Here is a 14,546-nt window from a genome sequence, read left to right as displayed (position 1 = left end):
GTGGCCTTTCCTGACGCGCAGTCGCCGGGGTCGCACCTGCTGCCAGCCCCGCCCCGGCAAAGGACACCGACGCATATGCACCAGGCCATTTCTGCCCCGGGAGACGGGCATGTCTGAGGAGGTCGCGGCCGCCACGACGGTTCCTGCCACGGCGGCTGAAACCAGTCCGGACAATCCCTGGCCGCTGCAGCTGCTGTCCCAGAAACTCAAGATGCACATTGACCGCGCCCCCTCCGCCTGGATCGAAGGCCAGGTCATCGAACTGAACCGGCGGGGCACGAACGCCTATCTGACGCTGCGCGACATAGATGCGGAGATCTCCCTCCCTGCCTCCGTCTGGACCAATGTGCTGGACCGCCAGAACACGCCGCTGGAGCGCGGCTCCCGGGTGGTGGCCCTGATTAAGGCCGAATTCTGGCTCAAGACGGGCCGGCTGAACATGTCCGTGAAGGACATCCGGCCCGTGGGCCTCGGGGACCTCCTCGCCAGGATCGAGCGCCTGCGCCATGCCCTCGCCGCGGAAGGGCTGTTCTCCGACGCCCGCAAGAAGCGCCTGCCCCTGCTCCCCCACCGGATCGGCCTGATTACCGGCCGTGACTCGGATGCCAAGAAGGACGTGCTGCGCAACGCGGCGCTGCGCTGGCCCGCCGTCGAATTCGAAATCCGTGAAGTGGCCGTCCAGGGCAACACCGCTGTCGCGCAGGTCGTCGCCGCGCTGCGCGAGCTGGACGCGCATCCCGAGGTGGATGTGATCGTCATTGCCCGCGGCGGCGGCGCCCTGGAGGATCTGCTGCCTTTCAGCAGCGAGGAACTCATCCGGGCCGTGTCGGACGCCGCCACGCCGGTCGTCAGCGCGATCGGCCACGAGGCGGACAGGCCGATCCTTGACGATGTCGCGGACCTGCGCGCCTCCACACCGACCGACGCCGCCAAGCGGATCGTCCCGGACGTTGTCGAAGAGCTCGCCCGCGTCCGCCAGGCCCTCGACCAGCTCCGGCGTGGTGTTACCCGGCTGGTCGAGCGTGAGACGGACCGTCTGGCCTCGCTGCGCTCCCGGCCGGTGCTGGCCTCCCCTGAGATCATGGTCAGCCTCCGCCACGACGACGTCGAGCGGCTCAAGGGCCGCTCCCAGGCGGCGGTCACGACCGCCGTCGTCCGGGCCACGGACCAGCTGGCCCACCTCAAGGCCCAGGTCCGGGCACTCTCGCCGCAGAAGACCCTGGACCGGGGATACGCCGTCGTCCAGCTTGCCGGCGGCGACACGGCTCCCGGGACCCGCCGGGAGGTTGTCCGGCACCCTGACCAGACGCCGTCGGGCACGCCGCTGGCCGTCCGCGTGGCCGGAGGCCGGTTCACCGCGGAGTCGACCGGTGGCCAGGAACCCGCCGACGGCTGATGGACCACCCAACCGAACGATCCGTCCTGCGGGACATAGCAAGGAGCAACACACCATGACAGCAGAAACACAGCCCAACGCCGACATCGAGGGCCTCAGCTACGAGGAAGCCCGGGAGCAGCTTGTGGGCATCGTGACCAGGCTCGAGGCCGGCGGGGCGAGCCTTGAGGAGTCGCTGGCGCTCTGGGAACGCGGCGAAGCGCTGGCCAAGCGCTGCGAACAGTGGCTCGAGGGTGCCCGCAAGCGCCTGGCAGCGGCGCGCGAGCAGCCCGCCCAGGCCGGCTAGCCGGCACGGGCCGGTCAGGAACGCTCGACCAGTTCCCGTTCCAGCGCCACGTCCAGGTCCGGAACCGGCCACTGGAGTTTGAGGCCGTCCAGCGTATCGAGCAGCAGCTGCTGCACGGCGATCCGGGCGTACCACTTTTTGTTGGCCGGGACCACGTACCACGGCACGGTTTCGGTGCCTGTCTTTTCGAAAGCCTTCTGGTAGGCGTCCATGTAGTCGTTCCAGAACGCGCGTTCCTTCAAATCGTTGCTGCTGTATTTCCAGAGCTTCGCCGGATCGTCCAGCCGCGCGAGCAGCCGTTCCTTCTGCTCGTCCTGACTGATGTGGAGCATGACCTTGAGGATCTTGGTGCCGGAAGCCGTCTGCCGCGCCTCGAATTCGTTGATCGCGATGTAGCGGCGCTCCAGTTCCTTCGAATCCGCCCAGCGGTGCACGCGGTGGATCAGGACGTCCTCGTAATGCGACCGGTCAAAGACGCCCACCACGCCGGCGGCCGGCACTTCCTTCTCGATCCGCCACAGGAAGTCATAGGATTTCTCTTCCGCGGTGGGAGCCTTGAATGACTTCAGCTGGACGCCCTGCGGGTTCATGGCGCCCATCACGTGGGTCACGATCCCGCCTTTGCCGGCGGTGTCCATGGCCTGCAGGATCAGCAGTAGCCGCTTGGTGCTCCCGAAGCGGGACTCGGCGAAAAGCTGCTCCTGGAGCAGAGTGAGGTTGTCATCCAGGTCGGCAAGCAGCGCCTCCCCGTCGTCCTTGTCGCCCGGGTAGCCGGGGGTGGAGTCCGGGTCCGTGTCTTTCAGGCTGAAGCCTTTGCCCACCTTCAGGGTGTCGGAGGGGTGTTCCTTGAATCGCACGATGTCTGACATGCCTTGCCTCTTTCCGGGTCGGGCAGCCTCCGTGCGGACCGCCGGACCACCGCCCGCGCTACGCTGCTGAGCTCAGGCTAGTTCCCCTTGTACCGGCTCAGGAAGTCCGCCATGCGGTTGATTGCCTCTTCCAGGTCCTTCACGAGGGGAAGGGTGACCATCCGGAAGTGGTCCGGGCGGACCCAGTTGAAGGCCCGGCCGTGGGAGACCAGGATCTTCTGCTCGCGCAGCAGGTCCAGGACGAACTTCTCGTCGTCGCGGATGCGGTAGACCTCGGGATCGAGCTTCGGGAAGAGGTACATGGCGCCCCGGGCCTGCTGGGTGCTGACCCCGGGAATCGCGTTGAGCATGTCGTACGCCTTGTTCCGCTGCTCGAGCAGGCGCCCGCCCGGCAGGATGAGGTCGTTGATGCTCTGGTACCCGCCGAGCGCCGTCTGGATGGCGTGCTGGGCCGGGACGTTGGCGCACAGGCGCATGTTCGCCAGCAGGTTGATGCCCTCGAGGTAATCGGCGGCATCCTTTTTCGGCCCGGAAATGGCCATCCACCCGGCCCGGTAGCCGCACACACGGTACGCCTTGGACAGTCCGCTGAACGTCAGGCACAGGACGTCGTCGCCGGTCAGGCTGGCCATGTTCACGTGGACGGCGTCCTCGTAGAGGATCTTCTCGTAAATCTCGTCGGCGAAGAGGACCAGGCCGTGCTTCTCGGCCAGGGCGACGATTTTCTTGAGGGTGTCTTCCGGATAGACGGCGCCGGTGGGGTTGTTCGGGTTGATCACCACGATGCCCTTGGTGCGCGGCGTGATCTTCGCTTCCAGGTCCTCGAGGTCCGGCTGCCAGCCGGAGTCCTCGTCGCAGAGGTAATGCACGGGCCGGCCGCTGGCCAGCGCAACCGAGGCGGTCCAGAGCGGGTAATCGGGGGTGGGGATCAGGACCTCGTCGCCGTCGTCGAGCAGCGCCATCAGGGACATCGTGATGAGCTCGCTGACGCCGTTGCCCAGGTAGATGTCATCTACATGGATGTTCTGGATCCCGCGGGTCTGGTAGTACTGCGACACGGCGGTCCGGGCCGAAAAAATGCCGCGGGAATCGCTGTAGCCCTGGGCATGCGGCAGATGGCGGATCATGTCCACCAGAATCGCGTCCGGCGCTTCAAATCCGAACGGGGCCGGGTTTCCGATGTTCAGTTTGAGGATGCGGTGACCCTCTGCCTCCATCTGCTGGGCGGCCTGAAGGATCGGTCCACGGATGTCGTAAAGGACGTTATGAAGCTTGGTGGACTGCTTGAATTCTGCCATCCATCAAATATGCCATATGGAGGATGTAGTTCCGCCGAGATCTGTCTCACAAGGGGTGTCCCGCCGTCACAGGCAGCAAAAGCCCGTCAGAAAAGGATTCGGCGGCTGCCGGGCTCCCCCGTGAACCGGGAGAGTCCGGCAGCCGCCGTCGCACGTCAGAGCGGTCTGGACAAGCCTCTTACTTGACCAGTCCCTTGTCCTTGAGCCAGGCCGCGGCAGCGTCCTTGGGGTTCTGCTTCTGGCTGCCGCTGACCGCACGGTTGAGGTTGATCAGGTCCTCGGTGGTGAGGATCTTGGACACGGCATTCAGGGCTTCCTTCGCCTTGTCGGTCATCTTGGCCTTGTTGTACAGCGGGATGACCTGCTGGGCGATGAAGTTGTTCTCCGGGTCCTCCAGCACCACCAGGTCGTTGTCCGCGATGGACGGGGTGGTGGTGTAGATGTCGGCCACCTGGACCTGGTCCGAGAGCAGGGCCTTGAGCGTGACGGCCCCGCCGCCGTCGCTGAACGGCTCCAGCTTCTTGGGCACGCAGCCGTAGTTCTTCTCCAGGCCCGGGAGTCCGTAGGCGCGTTCGGCGAAGGTCGCCGGGGCGCCCACCACGATTTCACTGCAGACCTTGGCGAGGTCCTCGATCGACTTCAACTGGTACTTCTCCGCGGTGGCCTTCGTGACGACCATCGCGTCCTTGTCCTCGGCCTTGGAGGCCTCCAGCACCGCCAGCCCCTCGGGCAGCTTGCCCGGCAGCGCCTTGTAGATATCCTCGGCCGAGACCTCCGGGGCGTCCTTGCTGACGTGCAGCAGCAGGTTGCCGCTGTAGTCGGGGATGATGTCCACCGACCCGTCCTGGACGGCCTTGAAGTAGACCTCGCGGGAACCGATGTTGGGCTTGGTGCTCGCCGTGATGCCGGCTCCGTTCAGCGCCCCGGCGTAGACCTCGGCGATGATCTGGCTCTCGGTGAAGTCGGCGGAACCGATCACGAGGGCCGAGCCCGCACCGGAGGCGGCCCCGCCGGTGGCGGGGGACGTGGAGAGCGGATCGGATGAGCCTCCGCAGGCGGACAGTGCCATGGCCAGGCCTACACCGGCGGCCAGGCCGCCGAATGCGCGCCTGCCGAGTGCTCGTGGGCGGGTTTCCTTCATGACGTACCTCCTTGAACAACAGTCCCCGCGGGTACGGGGTCTGTGAGATCAACCGCAGCCTGCTGGCTCCGGTCTGGCTTGGTTGAGGCTCCCTGGGACAGGAACAGCCTCTGGATGAGGGCAAGGACAAGGTCGACGGCGATGGCCAGACCGGCGATGAGCAGGGACCCGCCCAGCATCTGCGGGAAGTCCGAAAGCACGAGTCCGTCGAAGAGGTACCGGCCGAGGCCGCCGAGGTTGATATAGGCCACCACCGAGACGGTGGCGATGGCCTGGAGCACACCGGTCCTAAACCCGCCGTACATCACGGGCAGGGCGTTGGGGAACTCGGCGCGGAACAGCACCTGGAGCTCCGTCATGCCCATGGCCCGCGCGGCGTCGACGACGTTCCGGTCGACGCTGGCGATGCCGGCATAGGTGCCGGCGAGCAGCGGCGGCACCGTCAGGATCACCAGGGCCCAGATCGGCGGCATCAGCCCGATGCCGGCCAGCAGCACGAAGAGAGTGAGCAGGCCGAGGGTCGGCAGGGCCCGAAGGGCTCCGGCGACGGCCACGGCGGCGACCCGCCCGCGGCCGGTGTGCCCCACGTACAGGCCGATTGGGACGGCGATGGCCGTGGCGATCAGCATCACCAGCCCGGTGTAGAGCAGGTGCTCTGCCAGCCGTGCGGGGATTCCGGCGCTGCCGGACCACTGCTCCGGATCGGCGAGCCAGGTGAACGTGTCGTTGACGACGCTCATGAAGCACCGCCCGTGCTCTGCGCATCGGAAAGCCGCAGCGCCGCGGCCGGGGCGCCGGTCTTGTCCTGGCCGGCCGTGCCCTGGCCGGGGCCGGTCGCGTCCCGGGCGGGGCCGGCCTGGTCGCTGGTGCCGGGGCCGGTGGCCGCGCGGGTCCAGGGGGTCAGCAGCCGTTCAAGGAGGACCAGGACGGCGTCCATCATCAGCGCGAGGATAAGGATGGCGATGATGCCCACTACCACTTCGGTGATGAAGTCACGCTGCAGGCCGGAGGTGAACAGCATTCCGAGGTTGCCTATGCCGAGCAGCGCCGCGACGCTGACCAGTGAGATGTTGCTGACCGAGACCACGCGCAGCCCGGCGAACAGCACCGGCAGGGACAGCGGCAGGTCGATCTGCAGGAACCGTGCGAGGGGTTTGAAGCCCATGGCGACGGCGGCCTGGCGGAGGTCCTCGTCCACCGAGTCGAAGGCGTCCAGGGTGGCCCGCACCAGGAGGGCGACGGCGTAGATGGTCAGGGCCACGACGACGTTCACGGGGTCCAGGATCCGGGTTCCGAGGACGGTCGGCAGGATGATGAACAGCGCCAGGGACGGGATGGTGTAGAGCAGGGAGGACCCCGTGAGGACCACGGAGCGGAGTCCGCGGTTCTGCCGGGCGAACTGGGCCAGCGGCACGGCAATGAGCACCCCGAACACCATCGGCAGGATGGCCAGGACGAGGTGTTGGCCGGCGAGGCTGAAGACCTGCCCGCTGTTGGCCAGGAACCACTCCATCAGCGCGCTCCCTGGCGGACATGGCGGTCCGACTCGATGATGGCGAGGACTTCCTCGGCGGTGATGACCCCGGCCACGCGGCCGTCCTCGTCCACGGCGACGCCGAGACCGGAGGGGGACGACAGGGCCGCATCGAGGGCGCGGCGGAGCGTGTCGCCCTTCCGGAAGAGGGAACCGCCGGGAACAGTCGCCGTGCCCTTGCCCGGCCCGGACCAGCCAAGTGGCCGCAGGCTCTCGTCGACCACCAGCTGCCACTCGCCGGAGGCGTTGCCGGCACGGTCGATTTCAGCGGGGGTGATCGTCTGGGCGGGGTGCACGGTCACGCCGTCGGACGGGCTGAAGGCCAGGTGCCGGAAGCCGCGATCGCGGCCTACGAAGGACGCCACGAAGTCGTTGGCGGGGGCGCGCAGGATCTCCTCCGGGGTGGCGTACTGCGCCAGTTTGCCGCCGAGGCCGAAGACTGCCACCTTGTCGCCAAGGACGGTGGCCTCGTCGATGTCGTGGGTGACGAAGACGATGGTCTTGGCCAGATCACGCTGGAGCCGGAGGAGTTCCTGCTGCAGTTCATCGCGGACGACGGGGTCCACGGCGCTGAAGGGTTCGTCCATGAGCAGCACGGGAGGATCGGCGGCGAGCGCCCGGGCAACGCCGACGCGCTGCTGCTGGCCGCCGGACAGCTGCGAGGGGTACCGCTTGCCCAGCGCGGATGCCAGCCCGACGACGTCGAGCAGTTCCTGCGCACGCTTCCGCGCCTCGGCCTTCGAGACGCCGTTGAGCCGGGGAACGGTGGCGATGTTGTCCAGTACGGAACGGTGCGGCATCAGTCCCGAGGACTGCATGACGTAGCCCATGGAGCGGCGCAGCTGCGCTGCCGGCACCGCGGTGACGTCCTGGCCGTCCACGGTGATGGTGCCGGAGGTCGGTTCGACCATGCGGTTGATCATCCGCAGCGACGTGGTTTTGCCGCATCCCGAAGGTCCGACGAAGACCGTGATGGCGCCCTTGTCGATCGACATGGTCAAGCCATCGACGGCAGGCTGGCCGCCCTGGTATCGCTTGGTGACGTTCTGGAACTCGATCATGGCTTCAGCCATTTCCGGGGCTTACCTAACTGTTGGGGGCAACAACGGACGGTCCAGCCAACTGATCATAGACACGCTGATTTTGGGCTGTAAAGCACATAGAACTCAGCCTAACCAGCGCGGCTGACAATGTCAGGGATATTGTCGACGGCGCTGTGGCTGACATAGCCATTCGTAGCGCAGCCGACTTTGGATGGGTGCCGCGTGAAAAAACGTCCCGCGGCACCCCTCCGCCGCCCCGCGCCGGCGCCCAACCAGCGACGCGGGGTCACTTCGCGCCCATTCCAGGGGGCCAAATGGACCGCAAGTGACCCCGCGTTGCTTCGAAGTACTCGGGGCCAGGTCAGCGGATCCGACGGCTGCCCCCCTTGGACCCGCCCCGGCCCTTCCCGCCGCGCCTCGCCCCCTCGTTGGCGGCGGCCTCGTAGCTGTCCCGTTCTGCCGCGCGCTGGCTCTTGCCCGCAGCCGAAATCTGCTGGTGCCATTCCCGCGCGTAGGCGCGGCTGGCGGCGGCATCGTGCCGCCGGGCCAGGGCCGCGAGTTCGCGCTGGAGCTTCAGGTAGCTCTCCCAGCGGCGGTCCTCGAGTGACCCGTCCGCGAGCGCAGCCTGCACGGCGCAGCCGGGCTCGCGGCCGTGGGCGCAGTCGGAAAACCTGCACTGCATGAAGAGTTCCTCGAGGTCGCCGAACATCTCTGCCATCCCGCTGTCGGCGTCGAACAGCCCGAAGCCGCGCACCCCGGGGGTATCCATCAGGACGGCGCCCCCCGGCAGGGGAACGAGTTCGCGTGAAGTGGTGGTGTGTTTGCCTTTGCCGTCGCCGGCCCGGACGTCCCCCGTTTCCTGGACCGCCGTGCCGGCGAGGGCGTTGATGAGGGTGGATTTGCCCGCCCCGGAGGGACCCAGCAGCACGAGGGTGCCGCCGGGCGGGAGGTGGCCCAGCAGTTCGTCGAGGCCGTCGCCGTGCTCCGCGGAGGTGGTGACCACCGCGACGCCGGCTGCCTGGAGGACCACCTTGCCGACGACGTCGTCCGCGAGGTCGGCGAGGTCCGCCTTGGTGATGATGACCAGCGGCGTGGCCCCCGAATCCCAGGCGGCGACGAGGGTGCGCTCGAGCCGGTTGTGGGTGAGCGGCCGGTCCACGGGGACCACGACCCCGACGACGTCCATGTTTGCCCCGAGGACCTGCGCCTCCGAGGAGGCGTCAAAGGCGCGTTTGCGGCTCAGTTCCGAGTGCCGCGGCAGGATCCCCGCGATGGCGGGCTCCCCCGCGGTGTTGGATCCGAGCCAGACCCAGTCGCCGGTGGCGGGCAGTTCCCCGGTGCCGGGATACGGCAGATGGAGGATCGTATCGTGGGTGGCGATCAGGACCAGGTTGCGGTCCACGCGGATGACCCGGCCCGTGCCGGTGCCGCCCGGCACGGGATGGGCCGCGAACCGTGCGGCAACGGCGGCGGTGAAGCCGTACCCCGCCGGGCCCGCGGGGAGCGCGGCGGGGCCCGCGGGGAGATCCTTGGGGATGGTACTCGGAATGGGGTGGATGGGGTGGGTGGCGCCGGACGCGCCTGGACGTGCACTTGAAGTAGTCAACGAAAACCCTTTGATGGGCCCCGGTGCACGTGCCGCGCTGCGGGTGGAACCTGGCAGGCTGCGGCTAGAGGGTGCTGATGGCCGGGGCAGGAATGATGGCCTGGCTGATGTTGGCGCGCAGTGCGCACCGGACTGTTGCAGTCATCTTCTCCACCTCCCCGTTCCCGCTGTCGGCTTTACCGCCGGTTTTTAGAATAGCCGGATGCCCCGGGCCTGGCTAGGCATCCGTCAGGACAGTTGCCCGTTCAGGACAGTTGCCCGTTCAGGGGCCGCTCGCGGTGGAGCCGGAGCGCGGCGTCGACGAGCGAGACCTTGTTAAGCCCGGGAACGTCCTCGAGCGGGATCCAGTCCGCGTGCGTGGTGCTGCCGTCCACCTCGTGCCGCAGTTCCCCGCCGGTAATCGATGCCTCGTAGATGAGCCGGAGGGACTGGAAGTCCCGTTCGCCGCCGTCGATCCGGATCTCCGCGGGCCAGTGCCCGACGTCGATTCCCAGCATGGCGCCGACCTCGGCGTGATACCCGGTTTCCTCGTGGATTTCCCGTCGGCAGCCATCAACGGGATGCTCGGCGAGGTCCAGGCCGCCGCCCGGCAGGGTCCAGCCTTCCTTGCCGCCCTGCTTCCAGTACGCCAGGAGGATGGCGCCGTCGCGGATGATGACCGCGTAGGCAGCGGGACGGGTGTCGAAGTTCAGGCTCATTCCTCCAGCGTAGTGGCCGACGGGCGCGGTAGCCCGGCGGTCCGGGTCAGCCCTGTTCGGCCACGAGCTGGAGCACTCCAAAGACAGGGTCCTGCTCCAGGACGCGGACGTCGGTGATTCCCCCGGCGGCGAGGGCGGCGCGGAACGATTCCTGCAGGCGGGGGACGTTCATGCCCAGGCCGCCGCCCAGGATCACCGGTCCGTCGATGCCGAGCTTCCGGACCGTCTGCAGCGCCAGGGCCGCCAGGTCCCGTCCGGCCTGGTCCACGAGTTCCCGGCTGGCGAAGTGGCCGGCGGCGGCAGCGCCGACCACGAGCCGGGCCCGCTCGGCCCAGTACCGGCGTCCGGTCTCCGGTGAGTGGAAGAGCGCAATCAGCTTGTTGGGGTCATCCACACCGCAGGAGGCCAGCACGGCGGTGGTGAGCTCGTCGGGTTCCAGCCCCTGGTTCATCCGCCGCAGGCTGTGCCGGACCGCCTCGCGGCCCAGCCAGTACCCGCTGCCTTCGTCGCCGAGCAGATAGCCCCAGCCGCCGGCGCGGGCCTCCCCGCCGAGGCTGTTCCGACCCCACGCGGCCGAGCCCGTTCCGCCGATGACGGCGACGCCGGTGCTGGCGACGCCGGTGCTGGCGCCGCCGGCCGCCAGCAGGAGTCTTGAATCGTGGACCACGGTGATCCGGGCGCCCGGCGCGTGCGGCGCGATCAGGGCAGCGAGCGCGGCGGCGTCCTCGTCGGTATCGATGCCGCCGGCTCCCGCGTAGACCTGGGCGACGGTTCCGCCGCCGATACGGGCGAAGAGTTCCGCCAGGTGCCGGGCCGCCTCCTCGCGGCTGACGTTCTGGACGTTGGAGCTGCCCACCGATTCGTCGGCCACCGCGGTGCCGTCCTCGAAGCGGACGCCGCGGGTCTTCGTCCCGCCAATATCGAGTCCGATCACGGCGGCAGATGCGGTCGGGGCAACGGAGTCCGCCGCCGGCGGGATGTCAGAATGAGTCACCGGAACAGCCTACTGAATCCTTTCCAGGAGTGAGCCATGTCGCACGACATCTTTGGTACCCGCATCGTTGCCGCCCCGATGGCGGGCGGGACCTCCACGCCGGCCTTCGTCGCGGCCGTGCACGACGCCGGCGGTCTGGGCTTCCTGGCCGCGGGCTATAAGAGCGTGGATGCCATGCAGGCGGAGATCCGCAGCGCCCGGGCCTCCGGGACACGCTTCGGCATGAACGTCTTCGTTCCCGATCCCGCGCAGCTCCCGCCGTCCGCAGCGGTGCGGGCACAGCTCGAGGACTACCGCGCCCGGCTCCGGCCGGATGCCCAGCGCTACGGCGTGGAGGTCCCGCCGCTGCGGCTCGACGACGACGACCACTGGAAGGGCAAGATCGACGCGCTGCTGGCCGATCCGGTGGAACTGGTCAGTTTTGCCTTCGGGCTGCCCGGGTCCGATGTTGTCCGGGCGCTGCAGCGGTCAGGCTCCGCCGTGCTCGCCACGGTCACGACGGTGGATGAGGCGCTTGAGGCCGCCGGGCAGGGCGTGGATGCGCTGGTGGTGCAGCACGGGAGCGCCGGCGGCCACAGCGCGGCGTTCCAGCCGGGCGCTGCGGTTCACGATGCCGGACATGCTGACAGCCAGCCGGGCACAACGGCGGAACTGGTCGCGACGGTGCGGGCCGCCGTCGGGCTCCCGCTGGTGGCCGCCGGTGGAGTGATGGACCGGACCGGAGTGGGGCACGTGCTGGCCTCGGGTGCCCAGGCGGCCCAGCTGGGCACGGCATTCCTGCGCACGCGCGAGAGCGGCGCCCGGCAGCTGCATAAGGACGCCCTCGCCAGTCCGAACTTCACCCGGACGGCGCTGACCCGGGCCTTCACCGGACGGCAGGCCCGGGCACTGGTCAATGAGTTCGTCCTCGACCACCCGGACGCTCCGGAGTCCTACCCCGCCGTGCACCACCTCACCGCTCCCCTGCGCGCAGCCGCGGCCGCCGCCGGGGATGCGGAGCGGCTCAACCTCTGGGCCGGGGCGGGCTGGCAGCTGGCGCGGACCGGTTCCGCCGCTGAGGTCATGGCGGGGCTGCTGGGCTGACCGCCGGCCACACCGCGCACCACTCGCACCCCCGCGGACCCCCGCGGACCACACCCGAGGAACCACCTACGCACGGCGCACCACCGGCGAGTAACCCACCGAGGTCGCCGGAACGGTGCCGGATCGCCGGAAGTTTCCCTGCGAAATCGACGCTTTCCGGCGAACTGGCGCCACACGCGCAGCGGCCGGCTCAGGTGCCGGAGCGGCCGCGGACGAAGCCGGCCAGGAGTGCCGGGCCTTCGCTGAGCACCAGCTCCCGGAACAGCCGTACAGGGTCCGGCTCGGTGTCCGCTCCGCCGCGGCGTTCCCGCCAGGCCAGGCCGATCTCCCGGAAGGCCAGGCCGGAATCCAGGGCGAGCTCCACCCAGCCAAGGTCGCCGGAATGCCCGGGGCTGTGGCGTCCCGGGGCGGGCCCGCCGGGAGGGAGGATGCTCACACCGAGTCCTGCCGAGACGAGTCCCCTCGCCGTGTGGGAGTCCTGGCTCTCGAAGGCGATGCGGGGCCGGAACCCCGCCTCCCGGAACAGGGCGTCAGTCAGCGAGCGCATGCCGTAGCCGGCGCCCATCGCCACGAACGGGTCCTGCCGGATCTCCGCGAGGCCCGCGCTGCGGCGCTTCGCCAGGGGATGCCGGTGGTGGACCACGAGCCGCAGCGGTTCCCGGTAGAGGGCGGCGGAGGAGATCAGCCGGCTCGGCGCCGCGACCGGGGCGGTCAGGGCCAGGTCCGCGTCGCCGGCGGCCAGCTCGGCCAGGCAGCCGTCCCGGGCGCCCTGGCTAAGGTCGAAGGCCGGCTGCGGATGCCGGCTGCGGAAGGCGCTGATCAGCAGCGGCAGCATCGCCTCACCGAAGGTGTGCTGGAACGTCACCGCGATCCGGCCGCGCACCACCTCCGACTCGTGCCGGACCAGGTCCAGCCCGGTCTGGAACTCGCCCAGCGCGGCCTCGATGTGCGGCAGGAGCGCCTTCGCGGCCGGGGTCAGCCGCACGCCGCGGCCGTCGCGGATCAACAGTTCCGTCCCGATGATGCTGCTGGCCCGGGCGATTCCCCGGCTGACTGTCGACTGGGGCAGTCCCAGCACTTCGGCAGTCTCGGTAATGTGCTGGGTGCGCCCGAGTTCGGCCAGCAGGGGCAGCAGCGGCAGCAGCTGGACCAGCTGTTTGTGCTCCACGTCCATGGCACACCCTCCAGATTGTTCCGTATTTGCTATGTATTCTATGAGAATCATGCATTGGAAGCATGCCTTTCGGCCGCCTATTCTGGGGAGATGCCCCGACCTCCACTGCTCCGCCGCCCCGCTGCCCAGGGCGAAATCCACGGCGATATCCACGGCCAGGTCCAGCCGGACCCTACAGAGGGCCCCGGTGCTGCCTGGCCGGGGCACCCTAAGGGGTCCGCGGCCTACCGGAAGATTCTGGCCGGGCTGGCGTTCGCGGGCGTCGCCACCTTCGCCCAGCTTTACTCCACCCAGGCGGTGCTGCCAATGATGACGGCGGACCTGCAGGTCACGGCGGCCGAGGCGGCACTCACCATCTCGCTGGCCACCATCGGGCTGGCCCTGACCGTGCTTCCGTGGTCCTTCCTGGCCGACCGGATCGGCCGGGTCCGGGCCATGCTGTGGGGCATCTCAGCCGCCACGGCCCTGGGGCTGCTGGTCCCGCTCGCCTCCAGCTTCCCGATGCTACTGGGCCTGCGGATGCTCGAAGGCATGGCGCTGGGCGGCATCCCCGCCATCGCCATCGCCTACCTCAACGAGGAGGTCAACAAGGCCCATGCCGCCCTGGCGGCCGGAACCTACGTCGCCGGCACCACCCTGGGCGGGCTTGCCGGCCGGCTGCTCGCCGGCTTCGTCGGCGAACTCTGGGGATGGCGGGCCGCGGCCCTGGCTGTCTCGATCCTGGCCGCCGTGGCCGCCGCCCTCTTCGTGGTCCTGGTGCCGCAGGCCCGGGGCTTCACAGCCGCGGCGGCCAGCGGCTTCCGCGGGGCCCTCCGGACCCTGGCGGGCCACAGCCGGAATCCGCGGCTGCTGGCCCTCTACGTCCAGGCATTCCTGCTCATGGGCGGCTTCGTGGCCGTCTACAACTACCTGGGATTCCGGCTTTCCGGGGAACCTTTCAGCCTGCCAGCCACCGTCATCAGCCTGATTTTCCTGGCCTACCTCTCCGGCACGGTCTCGTCCCGCTGGGCCGGCGGACTGACGGAGCGTTTCGGGCGGCGCACGGTGCTAATCGCGGGGACCGTGCTCATGGTGGCGGGCCTGGCCCTGACGCTGACTCAACTTCTCGGGCTCATCATGGCGGGCCTGCTGCTGTTCACCGCGGGCTTTTTTGCGGCGCACAGCGTCGGCGCCGGCTGGACCGGCGTGATTGCCACGACCGACCGCGCTCAGGCGGCCTCGCTCTACAACCTCGCCTACTACCTTGGGTCCAGCGTCATCGGCTGGGCCGGCGGGCTGGTGTTCCAGTCGCTGGGCTGGACCGCGCTGGCGCTGACCGTCATCGGCCTGGCCGGTACGACGGCGGTGATCACCGCCGTCGTGCATCCCGCCCGCCCGTCGGCCGAGGCGCCGGCCGGTGCAGGCAACTGAAGCTGCAGCCGGCG

14 protein-coding genes are annotated in these 14,546 nt (G+C 69.1%); 4 read left to right on the top strand and 10 right to left on the bottom strand.

Features of this window, described 5'->3' with window-relative positions:
• The first annotated feature begins 109 nt into the window (after window positions 1-109).
• Window positions 110-1,396 (top strand): exodeoxyribonuclease VII large subunit, encoded by a 1,287-nt coding sequence (gene xseA, locus QK291_RS05895; RefSeq protein WP_282379981.1) that lies wholly within the window; start codon window positions 110-112, stop codon window positions 1,394-1,396.
• Between the two features lie 55 nt (window positions 1,397-1,451).
• The gene (locus QK291_RS05890) at window positions 1,452-1,682 is read left to right on the top strand and encodes an exodeoxyribonuclease VII small subunit (protein WP_282379980.1); all 231 of its coding nucleotides are present in this window, start codon (window positions 1,452-1,454) and stop codon (window positions 1,680-1,682) included.
• 14 nt (window positions 1,683-1,696) lie between these two features.
• Here QK291_RS05890 and QK291_RS05885 read toward each other — a convergent pair whose 3' ends face one another.
• From QK291_RS05885 to QK291_RS05845, 9 genes are all read right to left on the bottom strand, one after another.
• Complete coding sequence (locus QK291_RS05885; RefSeq protein ID WP_282379979.1) at window positions 1,697-2,551, bottom strand: polyphosphate kinase 2 family protein; 855 nt, start codon at window positions 2,549-2,551, stop codon at window positions 1,697-1,699.
• Between the two features lie 77 nt (window positions 2,552-2,628).
• Window positions 2,629-3,849, bottom strand: coding sequence for a pyridoxal phosphate-dependent aminotransferase (locus tag QK291_RS05880; RefSeq protein ID WP_282379978.1), 1,221 nt, complete (start codon window positions 3,847-3,849; stop codon window positions 2,629-2,631).
• Between the two features lie 178 nt (window positions 3,850-4,027).
• Window positions 4,028-4,990 (bottom strand): ABC transporter substrate-binding protein, encoded by a 963-nt coding sequence (locus QK291_RS05875; protein WP_282379977.1) that lies wholly within the window; start codon window positions 4,988-4,990, stop codon window positions 4,028-4,030.
• Window positions 4,987-5,730 (bottom strand): ABC transporter permease, encoded by a 744-nt coding sequence (locus tag QK291_RS05870; protein WP_282379976.1) that lies wholly within the window; start codon window positions 5,728-5,730, stop codon window positions 4,987-4,989. Before QK291_RS05870 ends, QK291_RS05875 begins: the two co-directional genes overlap by 4 nt.
• Window positions 5,727-6,503, bottom strand: coding sequence for an ABC transporter permease (locus QK291_RS05865; RefSeq protein WP_282379975.1), 777 nt, complete (start codon window positions 6,501-6,503; stop codon window positions 5,727-5,729). The genes QK291_RS05870 and QK291_RS05865 overlap by 4 nt, the downstream gene beginning before the upstream one ends.
• A complete protein-coding gene (locus QK291_RS05860) occupies window positions 6,503-7,597 on the bottom strand; it encodes an ABC transporter ATP-binding protein (protein ID WP_282379974.1) in 1,095 nt (364 codons plus the stop codon). Before QK291_RS05860 ends, QK291_RS05865 begins: the two co-directional genes overlap by 1 nt.
• Window positions 7,598-7,928: 331 nt before the next feature.
• Window positions 7,929-9,116: a ribosome small subunit-dependent GTPase A gene (rsgA, locus tag QK291_RS05855; RefSeq protein ID WP_282380013.1), complete on the bottom strand. Its 1,188-nt coding sequence runs from the start codon at window positions 9,114-9,116 to the stop codon at window positions 7,929-7,931.
• Between the two features lie 302 nt (window positions 9,117-9,418).
• Window positions 9,419-9,871, bottom strand: coding sequence for an NUDIX hydrolase (locus QK291_RS05850; RefSeq protein ID WP_282379973.1), 453 nt, complete (start codon window positions 9,869-9,871; stop codon window positions 9,419-9,421).
• Between the two features lie 46 nt (window positions 9,872-9,917).
• A complete protein-coding gene (locus tag QK291_RS05845; protein WP_282380011.1) occupies window positions 9,918-10,805 on the bottom strand; it encodes a BadF/BadG/BcrA/BcrD ATPase family protein in 888 nt (295 codons plus the stop codon).
• A 96-nt stretch (window positions 10,806-10,901) separates the two neighbouring features.
• Here QK291_RS05845 and QK291_RS05840 point away from each other — a divergent pair, with 96 nt between their 5' ends.
• A complete protein-coding gene (locus QK291_RS05840; protein ID WP_282379972.1) occupies window positions 10,902-11,948 on the top strand; it encodes a nitronate monooxygenase in 1,047 nt (348 codons plus the stop codon).
• A gap of 190 nt (window positions 11,949-12,138) precedes the next feature.
• On the opposite strand, the gene QK291_RS05835 is transcribed toward QK291_RS05840, so the two are convergent.
• Window positions 12,139-13,122 carry a LysR family transcriptional regulator gene (locus tag QK291_RS05835; RefSeq protein ID WP_282379971.1) on the bottom strand — a complete coding sequence of 328 codons (984 nt, stop codon included), beginning with the start codon at window positions 13,120-13,122 and terminating at the stop codon, window positions 12,139-12,141.
• A gap of 90 nt (window positions 13,123-13,212) precedes the next feature.
• On the opposite strand from QK291_RS05835, the gene QK291_RS05830 reads away from it, so the two are divergent.
• On the top strand, window positions 13,213-14,532 hold the full coding sequence (locus QK291_RS05830; RefSeq protein ID WP_282379970.1) for an MFS transporter: 1,320 nt from the start codon (window positions 13,213-13,215) through the stop codon (window positions 14,530-14,532).
• Window positions 14,533-14,546: the final 14 nt, after the last annotated feature.

Source organism: Arthrobacter sp. AL12, assembly GCF_029960645.1.
In the GTDB taxonomy this organism is placed as follows: domain Bacteria; phylum Actinomycetota; class Actinomycetes; order Actinomycetales; family Micrococcaceae; genus Arthrobacter.
This window is presented reverse-complemented; position numbering and strand designations above follow the sequence as displayed.